Annotated in this window: 26 protein-coding genes; 11 read left to right on the top strand and 15 right to left on the bottom strand. The window is 68.3% G+C overall.

Annotated features, from left to right (window positions below):
• Positions 1-7 precede the first annotated feature (7 nt).
• Genes BSG17_RS14935 through BSG17_RS14925 form a run of 3 tightly spaced genes read left to right on the top strand, consistent with a single transcriptional unit; the run spans position 8 to position 1,357 of the window.
• Positions 8-394, top strand: coding sequence for a hypothetical protein (locus BSG17_RS14935; RefSeq protein WP_089825491.1), 387 nt, complete (start codon positions 8-10; stop codon positions 392-394).
• On the top strand, positions 391-960 hold the full coding sequence (locus BSG17_RS14930) for an NUDIX hydrolase (RefSeq protein ID WP_089825489.1): 570 nt from the start codon (positions 391-393) through the stop codon (positions 958-960). Before BSG17_RS14935 ends, BSG17_RS14930 begins: the two co-directional genes overlap by 4 nt.
• Before the next feature lie 37 nt (positions 961-997).
• On the top strand, positions 998-1,357 hold the full coding sequence (locus BSG17_RS14925) for a rhodanese-like domain-containing protein (RefSeq protein ID WP_089825487.1): 360 nt from the start codon (positions 998-1,000) through the stop codon (positions 1,355-1,357).
• Positions 1,358-1,441: 84 nt separating this feature from the next.
• Here BSG17_RS14925 and BSG17_RS14920 read toward each other — a convergent pair whose 3' ends face one another.
• The 5 genes from BSG17_RS14920 to BSG17_RS14900 all read right to left on the bottom strand — a co-directional run bounded on the left by BSG17_RS14920 (position 1,442) and on the right by BSG17_RS14900 (position 8,213).
• Positions 1,442-3,493 carry a CARDB domain-containing protein gene (locus tag BSG17_RS14920; RefSeq protein ID WP_089825485.1) on the bottom strand — a complete coding sequence of 684 codons (2,052 nt, stop codon included), beginning with the start codon at positions 3,491-3,493 and terminating at the stop codon, positions 1,442-1,444.
• 104 nt (positions 3,494-3,597) lie between these two features.
• A complete protein-coding gene (gene yciH / locus BSG17_RS14915) occupies positions 3,598-3,891 on the bottom strand; it encodes a stress response translation initiation inhibitor YciH (RefSeq protein WP_009733138.1) in 294 nt (97 codons plus the stop codon).
• Between the two features lie 88 nt (positions 3,892-3,979).
• Entirely contained in the window at positions 3,980-6,241 is a 2,262-nt protein-coding gene (locus BSG17_RS14910) for a transglutaminase TgpA family protein (protein WP_089825483.1), read from the bottom strand.
• Positions 6,238-7,248, bottom strand: a complete 1,011-nt coding sequence (locus tag BSG17_RS14905; protein ID WP_089825480.1) for a DUF58 domain-containing protein — start codon at positions 7,246-7,248, stop codon at positions 6,238-6,240. Before BSG17_RS14905 ends, BSG17_RS14910 begins: the two co-directional genes overlap by 4 nt.
• Positions 7,245-8,213, bottom strand: coding sequence for an AAA family ATPase (locus BSG17_RS14900; RefSeq protein ID WP_089825478.1), 969 nt, complete (start codon positions 8,211-8,213; stop codon positions 7,245-7,247). Before BSG17_RS14900 ends, BSG17_RS14905 begins: the two co-directional genes overlap by 4 nt.
• Positions 8,214-8,436: 223 nt before the next feature.
• Between BSG17_RS14900 and mutS the strand changes: the two genes are divergently transcribed.
• The 3 genes from mutS (at position 8,437) to BSG17_RS14885 (ending at position 13,659) form a co-directional block, all read left to right on the top strand.
• Entirely contained in the window at positions 8,437-11,205 is a 2,769-nt protein-coding gene (gene mutS, locus BSG17_RS14895; protein ID WP_089825475.1) for a DNA mismatch repair protein MutS, read from the top strand.
• A complete protein-coding gene (gene mutL / locus BSG17_RS14890) occupies positions 11,195-12,847 on the top strand; it encodes a DNA mismatch repair endonuclease MutL (protein ID WP_089825472.1) in 1,653 nt (550 codons plus the stop codon). The genes mutS and mutL overlap by 11 nt, the downstream gene beginning before the upstream one ends.
• 68 nt (positions 12,848-12,915) lie before the next feature.
• Complete coding sequence (locus BSG17_RS14885) at positions 12,916-13,659, top strand: PspA/IM30 family protein (RefSeq protein WP_089825470.1); 744 nt, start codon at positions 12,916-12,918, stop codon at positions 13,657-13,659.
• Here BSG17_RS14885 and BSG17_RS14880 read toward each other — a convergent pair whose 3' ends face one another.
• Together BSG17_RS14880 and BSG17_RS14875 are read right to left on the bottom strand one after the other, a co-directional pair.
• Positions 13,660-13,872, bottom strand: coding sequence for a DUF7573 domain-containing protein (locus BSG17_RS14880; RefSeq protein WP_089825468.1), 213 nt, complete (start codon positions 13,870-13,872; stop codon positions 13,660-13,662).
• Positions 13,873-14,011: 139 nt separating this feature from the next.
• Positions 14,012-14,377 (bottom strand): hypothetical protein, encoded by a 366-nt coding sequence (locus BSG17_RS14875; RefSeq protein WP_139246617.1) that lies wholly within the window; start codon positions 14,375-14,377, stop codon positions 14,012-14,014.
• A gap of 429 nt (positions 14,378-14,806) precedes the next feature.
• Here BSG17_RS14875 and BSG17_RS27520 point away from each other — a divergent pair, with 429 nt between their 5' ends.
• Positions 14,807-15,217: a DUF8024 family protein gene (locus BSG17_RS27520; RefSeq protein ID WP_089825464.1), complete on the top strand. Its 411-nt coding sequence runs from the start codon at positions 14,807-14,809 to the stop codon at positions 15,215-15,217.
• Here the strand turns inward: BSG17_RS27520 and BSG17_RS14865 are convergent.
• From BSG17_RS14865 to BSG17_RS14855, 3 genes are all read right to left on the bottom strand, one after another.
• Entirely contained in the window at positions 15,180-16,157 is a 978-nt protein-coding gene (locus BSG17_RS14865; protein WP_089825462.1) for a 5,10-methylenetetrahydromethanopterin reductase, read from the bottom strand. The genes BSG17_RS27520 and BSG17_RS14865 overlap by 38 nt on opposite strands.
• Entirely contained in the window at positions 16,157-16,912 is a 756-nt protein-coding gene (locus BSG17_RS14860; protein WP_089825460.1) for a coenzyme F420-0:L-glutamate ligase, read from the bottom strand. Before BSG17_RS14860 ends, BSG17_RS14865 begins: the two co-directional genes overlap by 1 nt.
• Positions 16,913-16,987: 75 nt before the next feature.
• The gene (locus BSG17_RS14855; protein ID WP_089825458.1) at positions 16,988-17,482 is read right to left on the bottom strand and encodes a metallophosphoesterase family protein; all 495 of its coding nucleotides are present in this window, start codon (positions 17,480-17,482) and stop codon (positions 16,988-16,990) included.
• A 57-nt stretch (positions 17,483-17,539) separates the two neighbouring features.
• On the opposite strand from BSG17_RS14855, the gene BSG17_RS14850 reads away from it, so the two are divergent.
• The 4 genes from BSG17_RS14850 (at position 17,540) to BSG17_RS14835 (ending at position 22,454) form a co-directional block, all read left to right on the top strand.
• Complete coding sequence (locus tag BSG17_RS14850) at positions 17,540-18,838, top strand: eIF2B alpha/beta/delta subunit family protein (protein WP_089825456.1); 1,299 nt, start codon at positions 17,540-17,542, stop codon at positions 18,836-18,838.
• Positions 18,839-19,070: 232 nt separating this feature from the next.
• On the top strand, positions 19,071-20,090 hold the full coding sequence (locus tag BSG17_RS14845) for a DHH family phosphoesterase (RefSeq protein ID WP_089825454.1): 1,020 nt from the start codon (positions 19,071-19,073) through the stop codon (positions 20,088-20,090).
• Between the two features lie 363 nt (positions 20,091-20,453).
• Entirely contained in the window at positions 20,454-21,380 is a 927-nt protein-coding gene (ddh, locus tag BSG17_RS14840; RefSeq protein WP_089825628.1) for a D-2-hydroxyacid dehydrogenase, read from the top strand.
• Between the two features lie 99 nt (positions 21,381-21,479).
• Positions 21,480-22,454: an NOG1 family protein gene (locus BSG17_RS14835; protein WP_089825452.1), complete on the top strand. Its 975-nt coding sequence runs from the start codon at positions 21,480-21,482 to the stop codon at positions 22,452-22,454.
• 10 nt (positions 22,455-22,464) lie between these two features.
• On the opposite strand, the gene BSG17_RS27085 is transcribed toward BSG17_RS14835, so the two are convergent.
• From BSG17_RS27085 to BSG17_RS14815, 5 genes are all read right to left on the bottom strand, one after another.
• Positions 22,465-22,602 carry a hypothetical protein gene (locus tag BSG17_RS27085; RefSeq protein WP_170864820.1) on the bottom strand — a complete coding sequence of 46 codons (138 nt, stop codon included), beginning with the start codon at positions 22,600-22,602 and terminating at the stop codon, positions 22,465-22,467.
• A 201-nt stretch (positions 22,603-22,803) separates the two neighbouring features.
• Positions 22,804-23,562 carry an SIMPL domain-containing protein gene (locus BSG17_RS14830; RefSeq protein WP_089825449.1) on the bottom strand — a complete coding sequence of 253 codons (759 nt, stop codon included), beginning with the start codon at positions 23,560-23,562 and terminating at the stop codon, positions 22,804-22,806.
• 54 nt (positions 23,563-23,616) lie between these two features.
• Positions 23,617-24,780, bottom strand: a complete 1,164-nt coding sequence (locus BSG17_RS14825; protein ID WP_089825447.1) for an outer membrane protein assembly factor BamB family protein — start codon at positions 24,778-24,780, stop codon at positions 23,617-23,619.
• A 69-nt stretch (positions 24,781-24,849) separates the two neighbouring features.
• On the bottom strand, positions 24,850-26,154 hold the full coding sequence (locus tag BSG17_RS14820; RefSeq protein ID WP_170864819.1) for a TIGR00341 family protein: 1,305 nt from the start codon (positions 26,152-26,154) through the stop codon (positions 24,850-24,852).
• 56 nt (positions 26,155-26,210) lie between these two features.
• Positions 26,211-26,927 carry a 5-formyltetrahydrofolate cyclo-ligase gene (locus tag BSG17_RS14815; protein ID WP_089825442.1) on the bottom strand — a complete coding sequence of 239 codons (717 nt, stop codon included), beginning with the start codon at positions 26,925-26,927 and terminating at the stop codon, positions 26,211-26,213.
• Positions 26,928-26,959: the final 32 nt, after the last annotated feature.

Genomic DNA, 26,959 nt, shown 5'->3' with positions numbered 1-26,959 from the left:
TCCACCCGTGCGACGCGTAACGCGAAATCTCCTCGTCGGTATCGGTCTCGTCGTCGTCGCCCTGCTGGCGCTCGGCGCGTTGCCGAGCTATCTCGGGACGGGCGATCCGTACTATCTGACCGCCGAGACAGCAGACAGGACGAACGAGTCGGTCGAGACGGTCGACGTCAGCAACGTCTCGGCCCGGCGCTACCCCTACCTGACGGGGGCGCTCGAAGACGGCCGATCGGACGGCTACCGGAAGGGGCCGCTCGGTCTGAAGGGGTCGTTCACCCACTCGCCGTTCGACGAGTTCGACTCGCTCGTCGTCCAGAACCCCGACGCCCGCGACGGCGACGCCGTCCTCGTGGAGTATAAGGGCGAGCGCTACCGTGTCGAAGTCGTCCACCCATGAGCGAGCAGTCAGACGGCCGTCGACACGAACAGCTTCCCGACCCCGAGTGGCCCGTCCTCGACTCGCAAGTCGAGTACGAGACGGGCTGGTTCACCGGCGGCTACGACCTCGTCGAACAGCCCGACGGGAGTCGGAAGAAGTACTACTGGGCCGAACTCGCGACGGCTGTCGTCGTCGTCGCCGTCACCGACGGGCAGGTGCTCTTCGTCGAACAGTACCGGCCGACCATCCGCGAGACGCAACTAGAACTTCCCGCCGGCATCGTCGAGGGCGGCGAGTCGTTCACGGCCGCCGCCGCACGCGAACTCCGCGAGGAGACCGGCTTCGACCCGTCGAGCACGTCGCTGCTGCAGGAGTTCTGGTGTTCGACCGGGCTGCTCCGGCACCGCCGCGGCTTCGTGTTCGCCGAGGGGCTCGAACTCGGCGAGCGCGAACTCGACTCCAACGAGTTCCTGACGCCGCGGTCGATCCCGGTCGACGAGGCGCTCGACGTCGCTCGCGCGTCACCGACCAACGACGCGACGGTCGAGGGGATCCTGCTCGCCCAGGACGAAGGGTTGCTGTAGGCGAGGCACTTATCCACCTCGGTCGTTTGGTGCCTGTATGGACGGCGAAATCTCCCCCGAGGAGGTCGAAGAACTCCTTCGGAGCGACGCCCCACCCCGAATCGTCGACATCCGCCAACCGGCGTCGTTCTCTCGGGGACATATCCCCGGCAGCGAGAACGTCCCCTTCAACGAACTCCCCAACCGCATCGCGTCGCTCGAGGGTGCAGACCACATTGTCACCGTCTGCCCTCACGGACAGGCGAGCGTCCAGGCGGCCCGACTCATCAAGTCCTACGAGGGAACCGGCGAGGCCCGCGTCGACAGCATGGCCGGCGGACTCGACGCCTGGTCGGGCGACCTCGAGACCGACGTCGAACAGGCGACGGCCGACGAGGGACCCGACGCGCCGTTCTGAGCGGTCTCCCTCCCCTCTCTCGCGTTCTCGGACTCGTCTCGCTTTTCGCTCCCCGCTCGCTGTTCTCCGGTTCGCGCCCCGGACTCACCGCGTCCGCCACCTCGCCGCGACGAGAGTCACGACAATCCCGACGACCGCGGCGAACAGCGTGACGACCCATCCGAACCCGGGCGTCGTCGTCGACGACTCGCCCGCCGCCGAGGTCGCTCCCTCGTCGACGGCGGCCGCCGTCCCGTCGGTCGCGGCGACGACGTCGACGAGTATCGTCGTCGGCCCACCCGCGTCGAGCCGGTACGTCCCCGGGATCGACGGCATCACCGTCGTCGACACGGTGGTCTCGCTCTCGGCGTCGACACGCACCCGCTGGCGGGAGACGACCTCCTCGTCGAGTCTGACCGTCACCGTCGTCGCCGCCGGACGCGACTCGGGGTTCCTCACCGTCGCTCGCACGGTCACTTCCTCGCCCGCACGGACCCGGAGCGGCGTCGCCGACAGGTCGACGACCTGCGCCTCCGCTGGGTCGCGGACGAACACGGTGTACCGCTCCTCGCCGACCGTGAGCGTGTAGGTCCCCGTCGTCTCGAACGTCCGACCGACGGTCTCGGTCGCCGTCTCTCCCGAGTCGAGTTCGCCCGTGAGTCGCTCGACGACCTGCCCATCGGTGCGAACCGCCACGTCGTACGACCCTCGACTGCCGCCGTCGTTGGTCACGTCGACCGGGAGTTCGAGCGTCTCGTTCGGCACGAGGACGACGCCGGCGCGCGTGACGGTCCCGTTCCGGTACGGTCCGGTCACGCGCGCCGGCGTCGACGGGTCGACTGTGAACCGCGCGTCGACGTGCGGCGGGAACGGGCCGAACGCGTCGACGTGCTGGGGGTGCGTCCACGTCGACGGGGCGTTTCGCGTCGTCGCGTACCGTGTTCCGTCCTCGCGGACCGACGCGTTGCCCGCGTCGCCGACGAACCTCCAGAACCGCTCGGCGGTGACGGTCCCCTCGTGATCGTTCGTCGCCGCGAGCACCGTGTCGAGCGACGCCTCACCGTCGGAAGCGACGCGGATGCGGTAATCCAGATAGCCCGCGACAAGCGCTCCCTTGTGGTAGTGGCCCTCCCGTCCCCACGTCGTGGGCGTCGCGAGCACCGTCTCCGCGTAGGGATCTCTCCCGCCGAGTGCGAGCCACCCCGCGAACTCGCTGTAACCGATTCGGCCCTGCTGGAGCGTCAGTGCGGCCGCGTAGTAGGTCGCGCTCCCCTCGGTGAGCCACCTGATCTTCGTCGCCGGCCGATACGACTGCCGGCTGTGGACGTACTCGTGGAGCCAGACGTTGTTCGGCGTCGAAAGCGACTCGTGGTCCCGCACCCAGATGTCCGACTCGCCGGTGTGGAGCCCGCGGACGCCCCACTCTATCCCCTCCGTCGGTGCCGCGACGACCAACACCCGATCGTCGCGCTCGCCGACGCGGAGTCGATCAGAGGCGTCGGCGTAGCTGTCGAGGATCGCCGACGGCTCCGCCGACAGCCGTGCCGCCTCGGGGACGACGAGTCGGAACCGTTGTCCGTCGGCTTCGCGTCGGTGGTCGGTGTACTCACCGAGGAAGACGAACTCGCTGCCGACGACGCCCTCGCCGTCGACGGTCGTCGACCGCGTGAGCGACACCTCGCTCCCGTGCCACGCCCAGCGCGTCCCCGCCGAGGGACGGCGGAACAGCGCCCACGGGCCGACGTCGGCGAAGAGGTAGCTCCCGTCGCTGGCCAGCGGGAGTCGGCCGTTCGCCGTCTCGTTCACCGAGAGCCGGTAGGTGAGCCTCGGCCGGTCGGTGTCGCCCTGCCAGCGGTATCGGCCCGTCGACTGCCGCGTGAACCCGTCGCTGGAGACGACCGTCGCGTTCGCCGGGAGGCGCGTCTCGACCCGGGTGACGCGACTCGGGACGTCGTACTCGAGTACCACGGCCACCTCTCCTGGGCGTTTCGGCGTCAGTCGGAACGTCGTCGTCAGGTCGAGCGTCTCGGCCGTCGACGACTGCGTCAGCCGCGCCGTCCGGTCGGCGTCGACGTCGCTCGGCGCGGTGCCAGCGACCGGTGCGACGGCACCCGCGAGCGTCGCGAGGACAACCAGGAAGACGACGCCACGGACCATGCGGAGCGTTCGCCGGTCGGGCTAATGACAGTTGTCCCCACGGTGCAGTGGCTCTCGGTACGGTTCTGGAAAAAATCGCTCGACGCGCCGGCGTTACAGTACGATCACGCGACGTTGAAGCCCTTGTCGCGGAGGAAGTCCTCCACGCGGCCGGTGTGGTTGCCTTGGAGCTCGATAGAGCCGTCCTCGACCGTCCCTCCGCAGGCGAACTTCGACTTCAGGTCCGAGGAGAGACTGTCCATGTCGACGTCTTTCGGGTCGAACCCCTCGATGATCGTTACCTCTTTTCCGTAGCGGCGCTCGTCGATGCGGATGCTGATCTCCTGGGACTCCTTGGCCACGTCCTCGCAGACGCAGAGTTCCTGGGGCAGCCCGCACGTCGAGCAGACTTCCGACATTACAGTCCCAATCTACACGATGGGGATATTAAACAGTATCGGGACTTTGCACACCGGCGGAAAAGACGGCGACGACGACTGTTCGCGATCAGTTCCGGCGTCGACCGACGACCGGCAACTGCTCGCGGACTAACTCGTCGACGAGTTCGATTGCGCGGTCCGCCTCGTCGCGTGAGACACCCGGCCCGTAGTGGGCCCGTTCGTAGAGACGCCCGACCTCCGTCGCCCGCTCGTCGAGGCCGACCTTCGATAGCGCCGTGAGATAGCTCCGCGGCGTCTCACGCGGCCGACGCGGCCTGTACTGCCGTTCGAGCAGATACTCCAGCCGACCGAACGCTCGTTCGGTGTCGGTCGTCGGATCACGTCGCGCCCCCTGGTAGTACATCCAGACGAAGCGTGCGACCCGCGTCGTCGCGCCGGTCCGTCGCGCTCCGGCGGCGAGTCCGACCATCAGCGCCAGTCCCACCCCGAGCGTCTCACGCGACGGCAGCGACGGCAGTCCGCCGCTCGAGTCGGGCGTCGTCACGGGACTCGTCGCGGCCGACGACCCCCCGCCCGCCGCGTCGCTGAGGATGCGGTTCGGGTTCAGCGTCGATCGGTTCGTCGTCGACTGGTTCGTCGCGTTCTCCTCGCCGGGCGTCGATGTCTCGGTGTCCTCCTCGCCGGGCGTCGGTGTCTCGGTGTCCTCCTCGCCGGGCGTCGGCGTCTCCGGCGTCGTCTCGTCGGTGTCGACGCCCTCCGCTTGGTTCTGGCGCGCCTCCTCCAGTCGGGCGTTCTCGGCGTTCTCCCGCGCGTCGCCGGGCGTCGGATCGAAGTCGACCCACCCCACCTCGGGGAAGTAGATCTGAACCCAGGCGTGGGAGTCGAGTCCACGAACGACGTACTTGTCGTCGGCGACCTGCTGGCCCGACGTGTAGCCGGTGACGAACCGCGCCGGGACGCCCTGTGACCGGAGCATGACGACCATCGACGTCGCGTAGTAGGTACAGTATCCCGCATCCATCTCGAAGAGGAACGACTCGGTGATGTCGCCGTCGGGTCGCTGGACCGTCAGCGAATACTCCTTGCTCGACTCGAGATACCGCTCGATGGCCCGTGCCTTGTCGTAGGCGTTGGTCTCGTTGCCGGCGATCTCCGCGGCCTGCTCGCGGACGCGGTCCGAGGTGGTGCCCGGCAGTTGGAGGTAGTTCTCCGCGACGCGATCGGGGTAGTCGTCGCCGGAGCGGCGGAGCTGCTCGCGGGTGTAGCGCGGCACCTCCGAGCGGACCTGGAAACTGTCGTTCGTCTCCAGCGTCTCCGTCGTCACGACGCTCCCCTGGTGGGTGACCCGAAGCGACGACTCCGAGATACCGTCGACCTTCACGGGCCTCCACGCCGCCGGCAGCGCAGACATCTGCGTCTTCGCCTCCACGTTCTGGACGACGGTTCGCGAACTCCCCGGCGGCCCGCCGAGTCGCCCCGAGTACGCCTCGTCCTCGCCGGAGCGCACCCAGCCGTCGCCGGTGTAGCGGTCGTACGCGGCGGTCTGCCAGTACTCCCTGGAGTCGCTTCTGACCTCGAAGCGGACCTCCGGCGACAGGCGGATGCTCCCGAGGATGTTCACCTGGTCGTTCGAGGAGACGAGACTCGACTCGACGGTCGGCGACCCCCGGTCCTGTAGGAGCGGTTGAGCCGCGCCGCCGGGGACGACAGAGAGCGTCGCCGACAGGACGACCATCGCCGCCAACACGAGCGCGAGCGTGTCGAGCTGTGCGGCCCACGCACTGCGGTCACCGAGCGTCGCGAGGCCGACGGCGGCCGCCGCGCCGACAACGCCGAACAGCGTCGTCGTCGTCCCGGCGTCGCCCGTCAGCACGAAGAAGACGAGCGCGCCGCCGCCGACGACGACCGACCAGACGTACTTCCGTCGGACGGCGAGGTACCACGAGAGAAACACCGGACCGGGGGCGATGGCGAGCGCCCACGTGCCGGCCTTCGTCAGTCGGAGCACAGAGAGCCCGGTCAGGAGGGCGACCGTGTCCGAGACGACCCGCTCGACGGTGAACAGCGCCCGGTTGCTCGCCGGCACCGAGAAGAAGTACGCGGCCAGCCCGCCCCCGAGGATGAGCGCGGTGAGGACGAGCGCGCTCCGCACGCGGAGGAACCGGCCGAGCACCGTCGCCAGCGCGAGCGTCGCGCCGACGACGAGCAGCAGCGTCGTGCTGCCGCCGACGACGTCCGTGACGTGGTAGAGCACGCTCAGATACGAGAGCGTCAGGGCGACCACCCCGAGCAGCGCCGGTTGGCGGAGGTCGAAGCCGGATTCGCCTCCGACCCCGCCCCCCTCTCCGTCTCTGGAGACAGCCGTCATGCGGTCGTCCCCCTCGGCGGTCCATCCGCCGTCGCCGACAGCGTCTCGCGTCCCTGCACGTCGTCGAACGTCAGCCGTCGGTCTCTGAGTCTGATCTCGACGCTCGAGTCGCGTGCTTCGACGACGACGTCCGCCTCGTCGGTCGGCACCGGCCCGTCGACGACCCGTGCGCAGTGTTCGAGGAGGCGCGTCCGTCCGACGCGGTCGGCGTCGGCCTCGACGCGCCCGTTCGGAAGCGCCAGCGCCACCGGGACGTCCGCGTCGTTGAGAGCCGCGGCGAGACTCGCGACCGCCTCGGCCAACCGGTCGGCCCCCGCGGCCGTCGTGCCGCCGGCGATGGTGACGTCGACGAGGTCGCGGTCGGCGGTGAACTCCTGGACGACGAGGTCGTCGCGCTTGGCGCTGGACTTCCAGTGGACGTCTCTGAGTGCGTCGCCGCGGACGTACTCCCGAAGGTTGTCGAACTCCGCGCGCTCGTCGGCGCTGTCGGTCTCGTGCAGGGCGAGGAGGTCACGTCTGACCCCGCCGGCGACGCCGTAAACCGTCGGATACGCCAGAAACGAGTCGTCGCCGGAACAGCGGAGCTCTCGCTCGAACAGACCGAAAACGTCCCGACCGACGACGCGGGCGGGACCGAGTCGGTGCTCGCCGCGGGTCTCGTAGGTGACCGAGTAGGTGACCGGTCCGTCGCCGACGGTGGTCGTCGTCTCCCGCTGTTCGCTCGTCAGTCCCTCGCTGACCTCGTCCGTGACGGTGCCGACGAACGGGCGGCCGACGTCGCGGAACCGAAGGGTCACCTCGTGTGTCGACCCGACGAAGTCGTCCCCTGGGACGTCGCGGTCGACGGTCGGTGGGTCGAGACTCCGGATCTGGAGCGCGCCGGCCGCGAGCGCGACGACGCCGGGGAGGACGACGGCGTTCAGCGCGCGGGCACCGAAGAGGGCGGCGAGGACGAACCCGCCGACGCAGACGGCGACGAGCGCCTTCCCGCGGCGGGTGAGCCTCATTCGACCGCGACGGCGTCGAGGGCGTCCTCGACGACCGCCCCTCCGGTCTCCGTCGCCGACTGTGTGACGATGCGGTGGCTGAGGACGGTCGGCGCCTCCGTCTGGACGTCGTCCGGGACGACGTAGTCGCGTTCGTCGAGCACCGCTCGCGCCTGTGCGGCCCGGAGCAGGGCGATGCTCCCTCTGGGGCTGACGCCCAACTGCGCGCGGTTCCGGGTGTAGCCCGCGAGTCGACTGACGTAGCTACGCACTGGCTCCGACACCTCGACCTCGGCGACGGTCGTACGTGCCCGTCGGAGTTCCTCGACCGTCGCGACGGGTTCCAGCGACTCGATGGGGTGTCGTCCGGCGACCCGGCCCAGCATGTCGGTCTCGGCGGCCTCGTCGGGGTAGCCCAGTCGCAGTTTCTTCATGAACCGGTCGATCTCGGCGACCGGCAGGTCGTACGTCCGCCCCTGTTCGACGTCGTTCTGCGTCGCGACGACGGTAAAGGGGTCGGGGAGTTCGCGCGTCACGCCGTCGACGGTCACCTGTCCTTCCTCCATCGCCTCGAGCAGCGACGACTGGGTCTTCGGCGGCGCGCGGTTGATCTCGTCGCCGAGCACCAGGTTCGCGAACACGGGTCCGGGCTGGAACTCGAACTCCCGCGTCTGCTGGTTGAAGACGTTCACGCCGGTGACGTCCGACGGTAGCAGATCGGGCGTGAACTGCACCCGCTTGAAACTGCCGTCGACCGACCTCGCGAGCGAGCGTGCGAGCATCGTCTTGCCGACGCCCGGCACGTCCTCCAAGAGGAGATGACCGCGGGCGAGCGTGGCGATGAGGATGTGCTCGATGGCGTCGTGGTGACCGACGATGACCCGTTCGACGTTCTCGGTGATGCGCGCGCTCAGGTCGGCGGCCTCGGACACTGGGAGTGCGGTACGGTCGCTGACTTCGGCCTCGGTCGTCTCTGCGTCAGTCATTTGTATCTCTGGGGACCCGCCGAACACTGCTCCGGCAGCTGATAAGTCTCTTGTGCCGGACTGTGGTTCGCCGTTCGTGGTCCGTGCACACGATTCACAGGCTCTCTTGTCACGGAAACCACCTAACTCTGCCGGGAGGTAACGCGGTCCCCTCGTCCGACTGCATCTCGACTACCGACTCGTTTCCCGGTCGCTTAAGCCCGTTCGTCACCCCCGTTCGGACATGACTTCGGTGACCGGCCCACCCGAGAAGATGGTCGCCGTCCGCGAGGACCTCACGCCGATGATGTCGCAGTATCTCGCCCTCTGTGAGGAGTACGAGGCGTCGCTCGTGCTCTTCCAGGTGGGCGACTTCTACGAGGCGTTCTGCGACGCGGCGGCGGCCGTCGCCCGCATCTGCGAGGTGACGCTCACCAAACGCGAGGACTCGACGGGCACCTACCCGATGGCGGGCATCCCCATCGACAACGCCGCCTCCTACGTCGAACGCCTCCTGGACGCCGGCTACCGCGTCGCCGTCGCCGACCAGGTGGAGGACGCCGAGGAGGCCTCCGGACTCGTCGACCGTGCGGTGACCCGAATCGTCACGCCGGGCACCGTCGTCGACGAGGAACTGCTGTCGGCGGGGACGACGAACTACGTCGCCGCCCTCGCCCGCGAAGACGACGTGTTCTCGCTGGCCGCAGTCGACGTCTCTACCGGCGAGTGTCTCGTCACCAGCGCCGACCGCGAGCGAATCGTCGAGGAACTCGAACGCGTCGCACCCGCCGAGCTGCTCTTCGGGTCGGACGTCGACGCCGACGCCTTCGACCCCGACGTCGTCGCCGCCGAGGCGATGGTGACCGACTTCGACGCCGACGCCTTCGACCCCGACTCCGCTCGCGACACGCTCGCCGGGTACGTCCCCTCCCCGGAGGCCGTCGTCGCCAACGACGCCGAACTCCGGGCGTGCGGCGGCCTGCTCGCCTACGCCGAGTACACGCAAGGCGACGAACGGTTGGACTACGTCTCACGGGTGACGCGCTACGACCCGCGGGAGTCGCTTCGACTCGACGCGACGGCCTTGCGAAGCCTCGAACTGTTCGAGACACGTGGGGCGAGTTCGGGCCACGCACTCGTCGACGTGCTGGACGACACCGCCTGTGCGCTCGGTCGTCGGGAACTAACCCAGTGGCTCCGCCGGCCGCTCGTCGACCGCGAACGTATCGCGGCGCGGCACGACGCCGTCGCGGAGTTCGTCGAGACGCCGCTCGTCCGCGAAGCGGTTCACGAACGGCTCAAAGACGTCTACGACGTCGAGCGACTCGTCGCGCGGGTCTCCCGTGGTCGGGCGAACGCCCGCGACCTGCGCTCGCTGAAGACGACGCTCGACGTCGTCCCCGAACTCAGAGCCGAGCTGCGCGACGTCGACGCCGAGCGACTCCGCGAACTCCGCGACGCGCTCGACGAACTCGCGGACGTCCGGGAGTTGATCGACCGCGCCGTCGCCGAGGACCCGCCCGTCGAGATCACGGAGGGCGGCGTCGTCCGCGAGGGGTTCGACGACGAACTGGACGACCTCCGGCGGACGGAACGGGAGGGTCGCGAGTGGGTGGCCGACCTCGAAGCGAGCGAACGCGAGCGGACGGGGATCGACTCGCTGGACGTCGGCTACAACCAGGTCCACGGCTACTACATCGAGGTGACGAACCCCAACCTCGATCGGGTTCCGGACGACTACCAGCGCCGGCAGACGCTGAAGAACTCCGAGCGGTTCTACACGCCCGAGCTCAAACGCCGAGAGGACGAGATTCTGGGCGCCGCAGAGCGGGCCGACAAGTTGGAGTACGAGCTGTTCACCGACGTCCGGAGCGACGTCGCCGCCGAAGCCGACCGGGTGCAGGCGGTCGCCGCGGCGCTCTCGGAACTCGACGTGCTCGCGACGCTGGCGGCCGTCGCCGTCGACAACGACTACGTCCGCCCGACGTTCCACACCGACGGGGAGCGCGGTATCCACGTCGAGGGTGGTCGCCACCCCGTCGTCGAGCGCACGCGGTCGGAGTTCGTCCCGAACGACACCCGACTCGGCGGCGACGAGGGGAACGTCGCCGTCGTCACCGGGCCGAACATGTCCGGGAAGTCCACCTACATGCGGCAGGTCGCGCTGATCGTCGTGCTGGCGCAGACCGGGAGTTTCGTCCCGGCCGACGCCGCACGGCTCCCCGTCGTCGACCGCGTGTTCACCCGCGTCGGCGCGAGTGACGACATCGCGGGCGGCCAGTCGACGTTCATGCGCGAGATGGCCGAACTGACCGACATCCTCCACGGTGCGACCGAGCACTCGCTGGTCCTCTTGGACGAGGTCGGTCGCGGCACCTCGACGGCGGACGGTCGGGCCATCGCCCGTGCGACGACGGAGTTCGTCGACGACGAGGTCGGCGCGTACACGCTGTTTGCGACCCACTACCACGAACTCACGGCCGTCGCCGACGAGCGCGAGGACGTGTTCAACCTCCACTTCACGGCGGAGAGCGACGGTGACGACGTGACGTTCCTCCACCGCGTCGAACCCGGCGCGTCCTCCTCGTCGTACGGCGTCGAGGTCGCACGGATGGCGGGCGTCCCCGACCGGGTCGTCGCCCGCTCGCAGGAACTGGTCGAGAGCGAGGCCGGTGGGAGCGACGCGAACGGCAGAAGCGATGCGGAAGACAGAAACGACGTCGACGACGCACCGGGCGACGAGGAGGGTTCACCGGACGAAACCCGCAAGTCGCCGCGGCCCCAACCACGGTCGAACGGACACGGCGAGGTGGGTGCCCAAGAGGCCGGGCGGCAGACGACGCTGACGAACGGCGTCGGTGGGGGCGACGGGGCCGAGACACCGCGACACGGACGCGAGGCGGCGCTCGAAGCGGTCGCCGCCGAGCTCGACGCCGTCGACGTCGCCCAGACGACGCCGCTGGAGGCGCTCACCACGCTGAACGACCTCAAGAACCTACTCGATGACAGTTAGAAGACTCGACAGCGAGACGGTCGAACGCATCGCCGCGGGCGAGGTGGTCACTCGCCCGGCGAGTGTCGTGAAGGAACTCGTCGAGAACAGCCTCGACGCCGGCGCGGGGAGCGTCACCGTCGAGGTCGACGGCGACGGGACCGAGCGGCTGAAAGTCGCCGACGACGGTCACGGGATGTCCGAGGCGGACGCCGAACTCGCCGTGGACCACCACACGACGAGCAAGCTGAGCGGGAGCGACGACATCGAGCGCGTCTCGACGCTCGGCTTCCGGGGCGAGGCGCTGCCGAGCGTCGCCGCCGTCGCGACGCTCGACGTGACGACGAACGACGGCGGCCCACGCGGCACGCGGGTGCTCGTCGAGGACGGCGAGACGACCACGTCGCCTGCGGGCCGGGCGACCGGGACGACCGTCGAGGTCCGAGAGCTGTTCCACAACCGGCCCGCCCGACGAAAGTCGCTTTCGAACACCGAGTTCGGCCGGATCAGCGACGTCGTCTCCCGCTACGCGCTCGTCCGACCCGACGTCCGGTTCCGGCTGCGTCACGACGGCCGCGACGTGTTCTCTACGCCCGGCTCCGGGAGCTACACCGACGCCGTCCTCGGCGTCTACGACCGCACCGTCGCCGGCCAGAGCACGACGTTCGACCACGAGGCAGCGGTCGAGATCGACGGCGACGAGCACTCACTCACCGTCGAGGGACTGCTCGTCTACCCCTCGGTGACGCGCTCCCGTCGCGACCACGTCCACGCCGCCGTCAACGGGCGGGTCGTCGGCAACGCGGGGCTGAAGCGCGCCGTCGTCTCGGGGTACGGGACGCTGCTCCCCTCGGGTCGTGACCCGATCGCCGTCGTCTCGGTGTCGCTCTCGCCCGCGCTTGTCGACGCCAACGTCCACCCCTCGAAGGACGAGGTGGCGTTCGCCGACGGCGACGCAGTCGAGTCTGCCGTCGAGGAAGCAGTCCACGAGGCGCTGACGACCGCCGACCTCCGGCAGAGCGGCGAGGTGGCGATGGATCTGGAGACGACGCTCGAACGCGTCGACGGCGACTCGCTGTTCGACGAGGTGACCGTCATCGGCCAGTTCAGAGAGCTCTACCTGCTCTGTGAGGCCGACGACGACCTGCTCGTGGTCGACCAGCACGCCGCCCACGAGCGCATCAACTACGAACGACTGCGAGCGGCGCTGGCGGACTCGCCGGTCGACTCGGCGCTCGTCGACCCCGCCGAGACCGTCTCGCTCTCGCCTGCGGAGGCCGCCGTCGCCGCCGACGAACGCGAGACGCTCGCGCGACTCGGCTTCGAGTTCTCGACGTTCGGCGGCGGGACGTATCGAGTGACGGGGCTTCCGGCCCCGCTCGGTCGCGTGGCCGACGTCTCGGCGTTCCGGGACGCCGTCGACGCGCTCCGCGCCGGCGACGACCCCGAGGACGCCCGCGACGAGTTGCTGAAGGATCTCGCCTGTCACCCGTCGCTGAAGGCCGGCGACACGCTCGACGGCGAGACGGCGGCCGATCTGCTGGGCCGCCTCGGCGAGTGCGAGCGACCGTTCGCCTGTCCACACGGGCGGCCGACGGTACTCTCCATCGACGAGGAGACGTTCGCGACGGGGTTCGGCCGCGGTGGGACGCGACTCGGGTGACGCGCTCGCCACCTCGCGCGCTCCACGTCTCGGACAACTGCTAAGTTCTGCGACGGCTATCTCGAAGCATGGGTCTCACCGACCGGACCACCGACCTGTTGAACACCCGCGTGAACGCCCTCCTCGACCGCCTCGAAGACGACGCCGAGAGCGCAGACTACGCCGTCGAACGCCTCCGCGACGAACTGAGGCGCGTCAAGGAGGCGATTCTCGACCTCGTCACCGAGAAGAAACGACTGGAGCAGCGGCGCGACCGACTCCAGGAGCGGATCGAGGAGCGAAACGAGCAGGCCCGCGAGGCGGTCGCCGCGGGCCGCGACGACCTCGCCCGCGAGCTGCTTCGGAAGAAACAGCGCGAGTTGAACGACCTGGAGGACCTCGACGAGCAGATCGCCGACCTCGCCGACGCCCAGGAGGAACTCGTCGAGCGCAGCGAGGAGCTGGAACGTCGGGTCGACCACTACCGCGCCGAGCGCGCCCGGACCGCCGCCCGCGAGACGGCCGCTCACGCCGACCTCGCGGCGAAGGGCGGCGTCGGCGACGTCGGCGGCGAGGCCGGTCGCTACGCCGACTCCGCCGCCGAGGAGATCGACGAGCGCGAGGCCCGCGCCGCGGCGCTCGAAGAGCTGGAGGAGCGCGGCGTCTTCGACGACGAGGAGGATCTCGAGGCGGAGCTCGCCCAGTTGCGGACGGACGACGAGATCGAGGACGAGCTGTCGACGATTCGTAAGGAGATGGGGAGAGACGAGCGGAAGACGGACACCGGTGAGAGGCGGCGGGACGACGCGGACGACCTCGACGACTCGGAGTAGCTACCACTCCTTGCAGTCGGCGCAGACGAACCGTCCGTCGTCCTGCCAGCGTTTCTGCACCGTGACGTCACAGGCGTCGCAGCCGACGCCCTCGGGCGAGAAGCGGTAGGTCGGCGTGGCCGGTTCGGTCTGCGCTCGCTTCTCGCTCTCGTCCTCTCCGGTTTCGTCGGCGTTGCTCTCCACGAAGTCGTCCAGCGACCGATCCTCGTTCATGGTTCGTCCTGTCGGCGACCCTGTTTAGGGGTGACGACTGTCGCTCCCATTTCGCGAACACGATGACGTATCGACTCGACATCCTCCACACGACTGAAGTCGTGGGATTCCCCGAAGGGGAGTTTGCGGCTCTGTCTATTCATCGTTCGTCAGGATGGGTGGAACGACTGAGAGTGACGCTGATACCGGCAGAGACACGTTCGGTTTCCACTTCCTCGGGCAGAGAGCTGTGGGGGATCGGGACCAGAAGGAGTGTCTCTTCCTGTTGTGTCTCCACCCACTCTTCTCCAGACTCCGTATCCCAGCAAAAAGGTTTCCAGGCTCCCGATTCGAGACGGGTCCACACGTCCGTATCACCGTAATAACGCCCGTTACTGCATTTGTAGACTGTCTCTGTCTCCCTGTCGTTCGATTCGGTCATCTGTTCTCTCCTCCCATCTCCACCGGTTGTCGGCCGAAGTGCTGATAACAGGGTTTTCGTGGTGTGAACGTGGTTCTTTGACACGGGGTCCCGTCCTCACACTCCCGATAACAGAGGTAGTATCCGTCTTCGTTTTGCGGAGGGGACGATCGATCGTCTTCGCCGCTCGTATCCCGATCAAGTTTCTCTTGAATCATGATGTCGATTCGAGCGGCCGTTCATCTCGAACGCTTTCGCGAGTCCGATGACTCGGTGTGAGTGAAGAACTGCAGTTTCCATTTCACTAAACACAGCACTTCACGCGGATAAAGCCTCGGGCGTTTTGAAAAATCGTTGAACATGATACCATGATTGGCCAATTACTGCCCGATTTAGTTTTTCCCTCTACGGATACGTTAGTTCCGTTCGGACTCAGTGGTTGGTTCGGCACAACGATCTCTGACTTCCGCGGTATCGGTAGTTCCCATCTCTTACGCCTCAGAGGAATCTCGTCATCGCTGACTCTACTGACGCATGTGCGCCCTCGTTCAGCACGACCGCCGAAATCTCCCGTCTGACGGCGAGGTCGTCGCGGCGTCTTTGGACACCGATCGAACGGCGCTCACCGTCTCGCCGCTCCGTCGAGTCGCCGATCGCCCACGTCAACCACGAACACACAAGTACCCCTACTGCAAAGGACTCGACATGGTCTCAGTTACGGAGTTCATCGTACAGTTGCTGACGAGCGTGGTCGACCTCGTTCGGATCTTCCTGTTCGACGTCGTCGGCGGCGGCGACCCGCTGTCCATCTTCGCGTTCGTCTCCGGCAGTATCTTCGTCGGCATCTCGGTCGCCTTCTTCGGCTACCTTGTGCTCGGCGCGGTGGCCGAACTGTTCGGCGGCGCTATCAGCTTCGAAGCCGGGAAGCCGCCGCAGCAAGAGTAATCGCCTCCTCGAGGTCGGGGCCCAGCGGCGATCCGACCACGAGACTGTCCGCGTGTTCGCGCACCGCCGCCATTCTCTCGCCGACCTCCTCGACAGTGCCGGCCATGCAGAACGCGTCGACCATCGCGGGCGTCACGAGGCCGAACGCTTCGGAGAACTCGCCCGCGCTGATCTTCTCGCCGATGTCGCTCGCCAGTTCCTCGTCGATGCCGTGGCGAGCGAGCACGGGTGGGGCGGCACCCGCGGCGATGAACGCCACGGGCGGGCGGGCGGCCTCGCGGGCGGCCTCGCCGTCTTCGGCGACGCTCACCGAGGCGTAGGCGGCGAGGTCGAACGCTCCCAACTCACTGAGGCGGTCCTCTTTCCCCTGCTCGACCTGCTCGCGCGCCCACGCGAGGTCGTCAGGGTGCGACCCGTTGAACAGCAGGCCGTCGGCGTGCTTGCCGGCCATCCGGCACATGTGCGGTCCCTCGCCGCCGACGTAGACCGGGATCTCGCCCGGCGGGTCGTAGTTGAGCCCGGCGTCGCGGGCGGTGAACGTCCCGTCGACGTCGACGCGCTCGCCCGCCCAGAGCTTCCGGGCCGTCTTGAACGCCTCGATGACCGGCCGGAGCCCGCGCTGGTCCTCGAGTCCGAGGTTCCGGAGCGTCGAGGGGTCGCCGGGGCCGATGCCGAAGACGGCCCGCCCGTCGCTCGTCTCCGCGAGCGTCGCGACCTTCGAGGCGAGCGTCACCGGGTGGGTCTCGTAGGGGTTGGCGACGCCCGGCCCGAGTCGGATCTCGTCGGTCGCCGCGGCGATGCTCGTCAGGGCGGCGAAGGGGTCGCGGTTGTTGTAGTGACAGCTCGTGAAGACCACGTCGTACCCCTCCTCCTCGGCCCGCACGCCGAGGTCGGTCAGTCGCGAGACGGGATGCTCGGGGGTGAGTTCGACGCCGAACATCAGCCCTCGTACTCCCACTCGCGCAGCGCCTGTCGGACGAAGTCGCTCTCGACGTCCCGGAAGTGGTTGTCGCTGCCGGCGTGGTCGCCGAACTCGAACCCGCGGACGACGACGACGGGCGTCCCTCCGGCACCCTCGCCGGCGACGAGGTTGGCCGCGGCGGCGAGTTCGTCGACGACGTTCTGGACGGTGACGCCGAGCTCCCGCCCGTCGCGGTCGGTCTCGCCACGCCAGTCGCGACTCGCCGAGATCCCTGCCCACCCGATTGCGACGCCGCGCTGGCCGTGGCGGAAGGGTCGACCGCAGGTGTCGGTGACGACGACGTTATCGGCCTCGATCTCGCTACGGATGCGCTCGGCGCTCCGGGTCGGTCGCGTCGGGAGCAAGAGGAGATCGGCGTCCGGGACGTTCGAGCGGTCGATCCCCGCGTTGACGCCGACGTGGCCGAACCTGCTCTCGGTCAGGAGGAACGGTGCCTCCATGATGATCTCGGTGCTCTCTTCGAGCACCGCCTGTGCGAACCGGGGGTCTTTCTCCTCGCCGGCGATCTCGCCGAGGCGAGCGGCGAGTTCCGTCGCTCGCGGCCCCGCCGGGAAGTCGTCGAGGTCTGCCTGTCGACCCTCGGCCTTCGAGACGACGGTGGAGGCGACACAGACCACGTCGTCGTCGCGCAGGTCGACCCGCTCGCGGATGAGTGCCCCGAGGTCGTCTCCCGGTTGAACCTCCGGGAGGTCCGGGACGGCGAACAGTTCCATACCGAGGATGTGTGACGTGCGCTCAAAAGGCCGCCGAAGGTGGCGAAGGGAACCGGTGTCGACGCCGCCGGCCGCTCACTCGCGGTGGAGGTGGACGGTGAACTCGCCGTCCTCGACGTCGAGCGTCATCATCGTCGCCTCGTCGTCCGGGTTCGCGGCCGTCGCCGTCCCCGGGTTCAGCAGCCTGACGCCTTCGACGACGTCGTCCATCGGTTCGTGGGTGTGGCCGGCGACGCCGACGGCGTCCGGACCGGCCTTGTTACGGACGAGACCGGCGACGCGCTTTTCGTACCCCGCCCGCGACCCGGTGCCGTGGGTGACGACGAACGTGACCCCCTCGACGGTGAGCGTCGCGACGTCCGGGAGATCGACGTCCGCGCCGTCGACGTTGCCGCCGACGGCGGTCAGGCTCCCGTCGGCGAGCGACTCGACCAACTCGACCGTCGCCGGCGCGTCGAAGTCGCCGGCGTGAACGGTGTGGTCCGCGGCCTCGACTCGTCTCCGTACCCAGTCGGGAACGTCGCTGGCTCGTCCGGGCAGATGCGTGTCGCTGATGAGCGCTAGTTCCATACTCCGGTCTCCGCTCAGCACCGCAAAAGTCGTTGTGCCCGACGGCAAAGGAGAGCTATGACCGACGTCGTCACCGCCTTTCTCCGCCATCGAGGTCGGATTCTCCTCGTCCGCCGCAGCGACGCGGTCGGGACGTATCCCGATCGCTGGGGTGGGATCTCCGGCTACGTCGAGGGCGACCCGGACGACGCGCTGACCGACGCACGCCGTGAACTCGCCGAGGAAGTCGGGGTACTCGACGCGACGCTCGTCCGGGCGGGCGACCCCATCGAGGTCGTCGACGGCGACCGCGAGTGGACGGTCCACCCCCTCCTCTTCGAGTGGAACGACGACGGCGAACTCGCGCCGAACGAGGAACTGGCGGCCGTCGAGTGGGTCCACCCACCGGCCGTCCTCGATCGGGCGACGGTTCCCGCGCTCTGGGCGGCGTACGAGGCCGTCGCACCGACCGTCGCCGACGTCCGCGACGACGAGACTCACGGGTCGGCGTACGTCTCGGTACGGGCGCTCGAGGTACTCCGCGACTGCGCGGCCGTCGCCGACGACTGGGCGGCCGTGGCGACCGTCGCCCGCGAGCTCCGGGACGCACGTCCCAGTATGGCCGCGCTGCGGAACCGAATCGACCGGGTGATGAGCGAAGCGAGTGAAGCGACCGAGGTCAACGAGACGACTGAAACGACGGAGGCAGCCGAGGCTGGTCACATCCCCGAGGCGGTACGCGACCGGGCGCAGGCCGCCGTCGACGACGCGGTCCGCGCCGACGAGGAGGCGGCGGCGAACGCCGCAGAACTGCTCTCGGGGACCGTCCTCACGCTCTCGCGCTCGGGGACGGTGCTCGGCGCGTTGCTCTCGGCGCGACCCGACCGCGTCGTCGTCGCCGAGTCGCGGCCTGCTCGCGAGGGTGTCGGCGTCGCCGACGAACTCGCCCGTGCCGGACTCGACGTGACGCTCGTCACCGACGCCGCGACGGGCTACGTGCTCGCCGAGGAGTCCGTCGACGCGGCGTTTGTCGGCGCGGACACCGTCTTCGCCGACGCGACCGTCGCCAACAAGGTCGGCACGCGACTGCTCGCGCTGGCCGCGGCGCGGGCGGACGTCCCCCTCTACGTCGTCACCGCCCGCGACAAGATCAGCTCCGGCGACGACTTTCACCCCGAGTTCGGCGACGCCGAGGCGGTGTACGACGGCGACCGCGACGTCGACGTGTGCAACCCTATCTTCGACCGGACGCCGGGCGACCTCGTCGCCGGTCTCGTCACTGAATCGGGCGTGCTCGACGCCGACGAGGTGGCCGAGATCGCCGCCGAGCACCGGCGGATGGCGACGTGGAACGACAGCAACCCCGACAGTAATTAGCGTAAGCTTTCGTACTTTCCCGACGTTACACATCGTTTAACTGTCGAAATCGGTGTGCTGAATAGAGAGCGCGAATCGGTCACGAACGGAGTAGTCGCTATCGACGGGTTGCGTCGTTAGATACAGAGCGCGCATCTTGCAGGATCTCCTACCAATCGTCGCCTGAGAGATTGTCCTTACCGACGCAAGACAGCTACGCACTCCTAACTCGCTCGAGCGTCTAGGTAGGACCATGAGCACGGCCCAGCAACTCCACGACCTCCTCACCGAAGGCAGCGAGCTCAATATCGTCTGTCACAACAATCCCGATCCGGATTGCCTGGCGAGCGCGCTCGCGTTGGGGCGGATTGCGTCAGCGGCGGGCATCGACGAGCGCCACATCTTCTACAGCGGCGATATTTCCCACCAGCAGAATCGGGCGTTCGTCAACCTGCTCGAGATCGACCTCAAACAATTCGATCCCGCGGCCATTCAGGATCTCCCTCCGGGCTCGTTGCTGGCCTTCGTCGACCACTCGGTTCCGGGCGCGAACAATCGGGTTCCCCCGGGAACTGCCGTGGATATCGTGATCGACCACCATCCTGCCGAAGGCATTGATGCCAGGTTCGTCGATCACCGGGAGGAACTCGGGGCCGCTGCGACGATGCTCACCCAGTACGTGCGTGAACTCGACGTCGACCTTGACGATACGCTCGCGACAGCACTCTTGTTTGCCATCCGGAGCGAGACCCTCGGGTTTCTCCGGGGAGCGACCTGTGCGGAATACGACGCGGCGGGCTTCCTTCACGCCCACGCGGATCGGAAGTTGCTTCGGCAGATTTCGAGCCCGTCGGTCACAGGGGAAACCATCGACGCGATTTCGACTGCGATAGACAACCGCATGACGAAGGGGGCAGTGCTCATCTCGCACGTCGGCCGGACGACCGAACGGGATGCGCTCCCCCAGGCCGCCGACTATCTCGCGACGCTGGAGGGCGTCGACACGACAATCATCTTCGGGGTCATCCACGACGCCATTCACCTCAGTGCGCGGTCGCCAGATCCACGCATCCACATTGGGGACGTGCTCAGAGAAGTGTTCGAAGACGTCGGGAGTGCCGGTGGCCACCATGATGTGGCGGGCGGTGAAATCCCGCTCGGGATTTTTGCCGACTACACGACTGACGACGCCCAGTTGCTCGCCATCGTCGAGCAGGTCATTACCGCTCGCCTCGTCGCCGGACTCAAGCTTTCGAACAAGTCGGAGGACTGAACATCCCCCTCTGCCCCCGACTGCGACCCCCAGCCCGAGGAAGAGTCTCTCTCGGGCACTACCGAACTGCTGTATATACCCTCTATCTGTTGCACGCTGCTTCTGATAACTCTCAGAGAGTATACGAGTCGACTGTCCGAACGCTTTCGTCACTCTCGACGGGACCGGGCGACCGGCGATGGCAACCGTCAAAAGCCGCCGCGCAGTAGCCCCCTCTAGGGCGGCCGTGACGACAGTTACCCCCACCGAGCCCCTTGTGACGATGGACTTTCCCGAGCCGCCCTCTCGAACTCGTGAGCGGTGCGTCCGACACTCTACCCCGAAGTCGCAATCTCCTTGAGGACGCTCCCCGCACCGATGCGCATGCACCTCGATCGGCTGTTCGTCCACGACTCCGTCGACATCGTCTTCCCACCACAGCTCTTGCTCGACGAGTTCGCCGACCTCGACGTCGCGGTCGCGGTCGCCGACGACGACACGGAGTTCGGCGCCGGCGACGGCGTCGTCGCGTTCGGTCCGGGTTCGGGGTTCCTCGACGCCGACTGGGTCCACTGCATCCGCGCGGGCTACGACGAGTTCGACGTCGACGCGTACGAGTCGGCGGGCGTGACGCTGACCAACAGCACCGGTATCCACGGGACGGCCATCGGCGAGACGGTCGCCGGCTACCTGCTCTCGTTCGCGCGTCGCCTCCACGTCTACCGCGACGCGCAGGCCGACCACGAGTGGCGCGACCTCCCCTACGCCGAACCGTTCACGCTCGAGGGCGAGCGCCTCTGCGTCGTCGGACTCGGGACGCTCGGCCGGGGGATCGCCGAGCGGGCCGACGCGCTCGGGATGGACGTCGTCGGCGTCCGCCGCTCGACCGACCCGGTGCCCGGCGTCCGCGAGGTCTACGCCACCGAGAACCTCCACGAGGCCATCGAAGACGCCCGGTTCGTCGCGCTGGCGACGCCGCTCACCCCGGAGACGGAGGGGCTGTTCGGCGCGCCGGAGTTCGAGACGATGCGCGAGGACGCCTATCTCGTCAACGTCGCGCGCGGGGCCGTCGTCGACGAGTCGGCGCTGGTCGACGCGCTCGGTTCGGATGCGATCACGGGTGCGGCGCTGGACGTCTTCGAGTCCGAACCCCTGAGTTCGGAGTCGCCGCTGTGGGATCTCGAGGAGGTCGTCGTGACGCCACACGCCGGTGCGCAGACGCGGGACTACCACCGCGACGTCGCCGGGTTGGTGCGGACGAACGTCGAGCGGCTCCGACGTCGCGAGGAACCCGTCAACCGGGTGGTGTAGCCGCGTCGCACCGACTCTCGTGTGACAGCCTCTTCCACACGAAATCGGGCGCGTCGACAAACGAACGGGCTTTTACGCTCGGACGACGAACTGGTGAATATGATTTTCGAGAACCTGCCGACCACGCCCCGGTCGGAGGAGCTCATCGACAAGGCGTTCTCGCGGGCGTCGCGGGCCGGCCGGGCCAAGAGCGGTCTGGAGGCCCAGGAGTCGATGCTGATCACCGCGTCGAACATCCTCTCGGACAACCTCGAGAACGTCGCGGTCGCGTGGCCGGACTTCAGCCTCGTCGACCAGTTCTACTACGAACTGGCCGACGCCATCGTCGACGTCGACGACCTGCGACGGAGCCTCTCTGAGGTGATGTGGGCGAGTCGACAGATATCGGAGCTCCGCAGCGAGTACCAGTCGAAGCTCCGTAACGCCAACCTCGAGACGGGTCGCAAACACCGCAAACAGGCGTTCGCCCGGATGGCCGACATCGTCGAGGAGGTCGAAGACGACCTGCTCCGCATCGGCGAGGCGCGCGACGCGCTGAAGAACCTGCCCGACATCCGCCCGGACGAACCGGCCATCGTCGTCGCCGGCTACCCCAACGTCGGCAAGTCCTCGTTCGTCAACGCGGTCACCCGCGCGTCGAACGAGATCGCCGAGTACCCCTTCACGACCAAAGGCGTCCAGATCGGTCACTTCGAGCGCGACCGCATCCGGTACCAGATCATCGACACGCCGGGGCTGCTCGACCGACCCGAGGCGGATCGCAACGACATCGAGCGGCAGGCCGTCAGCGCCATCGAGCATCTCGCCGACACGGTGCTGTTCTTCGTCGACCCCAGCGGCGACTGCGGCTACCCGCTTGCGGCACAGCTCGAACTCCGCGACGCCGTCGAACGGCGGTTCGCCGAGCGCGACATCCCCGTGCTCACCGTCTGCAACAAGAGCGACCGCTCCCGCGACGTCGACGCCGACGCCTACATGAGCGTCACCGAAGGCGAGAACGTCGACGGCGTGGTGGACCTCGCGGTCGAGGCGGTCGGCTTCGAGCCGGACATCCCGCCGTCGCGACAGGCGTAGCCGGTTTCTCTTACTCACGGACTGCTTCTCTCGCGGCCTGCCAGAAGCCGAGGAGGCCGACGAACAGCCCGACGGCCATCACGTAGAGACCGGTGTCTCCGAGGAACAGTCCGGTGTCGCTCGACTGGCTGAACCCCCCGAACAGCATCACGAGCACCGCGACGAGGGGGTGTCCGTTCCCATCTGCATATCGTTCTCTAGAGAGTCGGAAACCGAACAAAAGAGGACCGATGGATAGCCGGTCTCGCGACCCGTGAGTCTGTTCGAGTCGGGTCGGTCACCGACCGGGTGGCGAGCGTGGAGAGCCTGCGAGTGTCAGTGGTAGCGTGTGTCGACGGCGGTCGTGCGTCTACTCGACGTCGTAGCTGATGGTGACCGTCGCGGTCACCTCGACCGGACCGGGCTGTAGCACCGTCGACCCGCTGTCGGCGGCCTCTGCGGCGAAGCGCGGTTGCGGGAACGAGTCGACGTCGGCGCCGACGGAGATGGTGCGGACGCCGGCGACGCTCACGTCGGCCGCGCCGGCGACGGTGTCGGCGTCGGCGCGAGCGGCGTCGACGGCCTTCTCGAGCGCCTCGGCGCGAACCTCGGCGCGCGTCTCCTCGCTCAGCGTGTACTGGACGCCGTCGACGACGATGCCGTCCTCGCCGTCGCTGTCACCGGAGACCGCACCGACCGCGGCGTCGATGACCGTGCCAGCCTGCTCTGGTGAGACCTCTACCTCGTAGGCGTGGACAGCGCGGTAACCGAGCAGCTCACGGCCGCCCTCGCGGAAGTCGTACTCCGGCGAGATGCGGAACGCGGTGGTTCGCACCGCCTCGTCGGTGTCGACGCCGGCGTCCGTTAGCGCCTCGAACAGCGCCCGAGAGTCCTCGGCGACGCGGGCGCGGGCGGACTCCGCGTCGGCCTCGAGGGCGGTCACGGACACCGAGACGAGCGCGAGGTCGGCGTCGGCGGAGGCGGTTCCGGTCCCGGAGACGGAGATACTCGGGGGTACCTCCGGGTCGTCGGAACCGGCGGCGGAGACGCCGCCGTCTGTCTGTAGCGGAGCGACACAGCCTGCGAGGAGGAGCATCGCGGCGAACACGACGGGAAGTAACGGTCGCATGAGAGCTATTCGACGGCCGCGATATTCAATACGCGCTAAGCGCAAAGGTCGGTTTCACATATCGTCCGTGGCCGACGCCGAGAACCCGTACAGCGAACTCGTCGTCTCGGCGGGTTCGTCCGTCCAGCGGTCGCCGCCGCGCTCCGTCGTCCGCGTGACGAACGTCAACCACCCGTTCGAGGCGACCGGTCCGCCCGCGCCGACGGCGTGGCGCGCGAGTCGCCAGCGTCGATCACCCGACTCGGTGTCCAGCGCCGTGAGAGTCACGCGCCCGTCGACGACGTAGCAGACCAGAAACGCGCCGTCGACGAGGGTGGGGCGTCCACTCCCGTCGACCTCGTCGTAGAGCTCCGTCCCCCACACTCGCTGCCCCGACTCGAGGTCGAAGGCCGCGGCGTTGCCGTCGTCGTCGGCGACGTACAGCCGGTCGTCGGCGACGACCGGCGGGAGCCCGCCGTCGGTGAACGTCTCTCTCGCCCACCGCCTCTTCCCGTCGAGGCTCACCGCGTCGACGACCGGCGGCGGGCGGTGGACGTACGGTCTCGAGCCCCACCGCCAGCGCTCTGTGCCGTCCCGGTTCAAACAGACGAGTGCGCGGCTGATGTCCGAGACGAACACGCCGTCGTCGGTGGCGGCGATCGGTCCCTCGAGCTTGTGGTGTTCGGTGTCGGACCGGCCTCGTGTGTCCGTAGTCGTCCGGTCCTCGAACACCGTCCGCCAGTACCGTTCGCGACTGTCGGCGTCGAGGGCGAACGCCGCCCCGCCGGTGGCGACGAACAGCACGCCCCGGTGGTAGACGGGCTGCGCCCAGTCGCTGAACCTGACGCCGAGCGACTCGCTCCACCGGCGTTCGCCCGACTCGAGTGCGAACGCTTCGAGCGTCGCCTCCGCGCCCCGGTCGGCGGGCACACCTCTGGTGAGATAGAGCGTGTCGCCGACGACGACCGGCGAGGTCGCCGGCCCCGCGAGCGACCGTCGCCACGTCAGTGCGGGCTCCGCCGCCGCCGCCGTCGTCGGGTCGAACCCGGTCCGGGCGGCGTCGCGATCGAGCGTCGGCCACGACCCCTCCGGCGGAGCGTCGCCGAGCGGTGCGCTCGTCGGTGGTAGTGACGTCGTCGCCGTCGAGTCGTCGGAGGAGGGGAGCGTCGCACAGCCGGCGGCCGCCGCACCCCCGACGAGTGCGAGGAACCCGCGACGTGAGGACCTGTCGCTCGACATCGTTTCACGGTTCGAGAGTGATTACAAATGTCTTCTGTCTCGGCTCGCCACGTCACACGCCGTCTCGCCTTACTCGACGGCGACGTAGCGGACTTCGACCTCGACGTGGTGGTCTCCGTCGAGGCCGAACGGCGGCTCGTAGGCGGCGTTGATCCGCCGTTCGAGTTCCGACTTGAGCGACGGCGGCGTCTCCGTCGGCGGGTAGCCTACCGTGACCGTCACCTGCTGTGGGTGGCGAACCGGGAAGTCGCCGTAGACGTAGTCGATGGAGAGCAGTCGAACGTCGGCCCCCGAAGTGACGTTCTGGATGGCGTCGCGTGTGTCGTCTTCGAACTGCGAGGTCTGGAGCGTAGTGAACGTCACGCCGCCGAGGAACGCCGAGAGCACGAGGAGGACGACGCCGATGGTGGCGATGCGTCGCCACGTCGACTCGGTCGCCTCGTCCTGTCGGAACCACTGGAACGGTCGGTAGCCCTGGTAGCTGAGGACGGCCAGCGCGGCGAAGTTGACCGACAGGAAGTTCACGAGCACGAGGACGGCCGCGCCCAGTACGGTCTGTGGCTCCCCCCACGCGAGTCCGATGCCGACGACGGCCGTCGGCGGGACGAGGGCGGCCGCGATCATCACGCCCACGAGCGCCGCCGAGACCCCCGAGGAGAGACTGAGTGCGCCGGCGACGCCCGCGCCGAGGGCGACGGCCAGGGAGAGCACGTCAGGAGCGAGGCGCTCGCGGACCTCGCCGATGGCGAACACTTCTCCCGCCGTCAGCGGAATCGCTCCGCTGAACTTGAGTAGCCACGAAAAGACGGCAGCGGCGGCGACCGCGAGCACGCCCCCGAGCACTTGCAGTCGGACACCGCGGACGAAAAGCTCGTCCTCGTCGAGCACCGAGCCGACGCTCGTCGCCATCGCCGGGCCGATGAGCGGCGCGATGACCATCGATCCGACGACGACGGCCGGCGAGTCCAACAGCAGCCCCGCGGTGGCGACGATCGAGCTGATCGACGTCATGATGATGAACGTCCACAGTCGCGGTGCGAGGTCCTCCGCGCGAGCGACGAGTTCCTCCCGTGCGATACGGTCGCCGTCCCCCTCGTCGGACTCTTCGTACCGTTCGGTGAGTCGCTCGAACCGCTTGGAGATCACCGTCTCGGCGTCGATGATGACCGTGTACGCGTCGCGTTCGATGCCCGCTTCGCGGAGTTTCTCCAACACGGGTTCGACCGCACCGACCGGAAGCGGGAATCTGACGACTGCAGTGTACTTTCGTCCGCTGTCCTCGTCGGTGAGTGCGTAGTCGATCTCTTCGTCGTCGAGGACGTCGAGAACCGTTTCGCGCTTGCCCGCTGGGACCATCACTTCAACGAGTCGCACACTGTCACCTCCACTCGGCGAGGGGAAAGTTCCTCTGGGTGGGCGCGCCGTCCGACCTACGGTGCGAACTGCGAGAGGACGGGGATCTCCTCGCGTCGTTCCGCGTCGAGCAGATCCCAGTCGACACCGTCCGGCCGGGGGTACGGCGAGTCGGTACGGACGAGTCGATCGGGCGTGACGAGGAGATCCATCGGCACGTCGTGGGCCTCGGGGTCCGGCGCGTCGCGCGCGTCGACGACCTGTACCTCGTGGACCGACGTCGCTACGGTCGTCTCGGCGTCGACGGCGTCCAACTCTGCGAGAACGGCGAACTCGAGGTCGCTGTACCCCTCGCCCTTGCCGACGCGAGCACCCTGTTCCGTGACGGCGACACTGCCGGAGACGACGAGGTCGACGTGCGGCAGCGCGCCGGGGCCGACCGGTTCGGCGTAGCCGTCCATCTTCGAGACGGTGGCCGCGTCGTCGAGGTTCTCCTCGTCGATGTCGGTCGGGTCGAGTTTCATGAACGGTTTCTCGTCACGGAGCCGCGGCTGGGCCATGTAAACCACCTTCCCCTCGTGGAGTGCGCGACGGCGGATGGGCAACTGCGGCGCGTCGGGGTTCGCCTTGAGCACCTCGGTGGCCCGCCACGCGTCGGTGTCGGCGAGCCGGTTGGCCGCCTCGCTCGCCCCGGCGAAGTTCGGGATGCGCCCGTGGGGGGGAAACGGGAACCGGGCCTCGCCGCTCTCCTCCAACTCGTCCCAGATGCGCTCGCGGAGCGCCTGTTTGTCCATACGTCGACTGGCGCGCTCTCGCACAAATAGCT

Source organism: Halogranum amylolyticum, from assembly GCF_900110465.1.
GTDB classification, from domain to species: domain Archaea; phylum Halobacteriota; class Halobacteria; order Halobacteriales; family Haloferacaceae; genus Halogranum; species Halogranum amylolyticum.
Note: the sequence above shows the minus strand (reverse complement) of the source record. Positions and strands in the feature narration are given on the sequence as shown.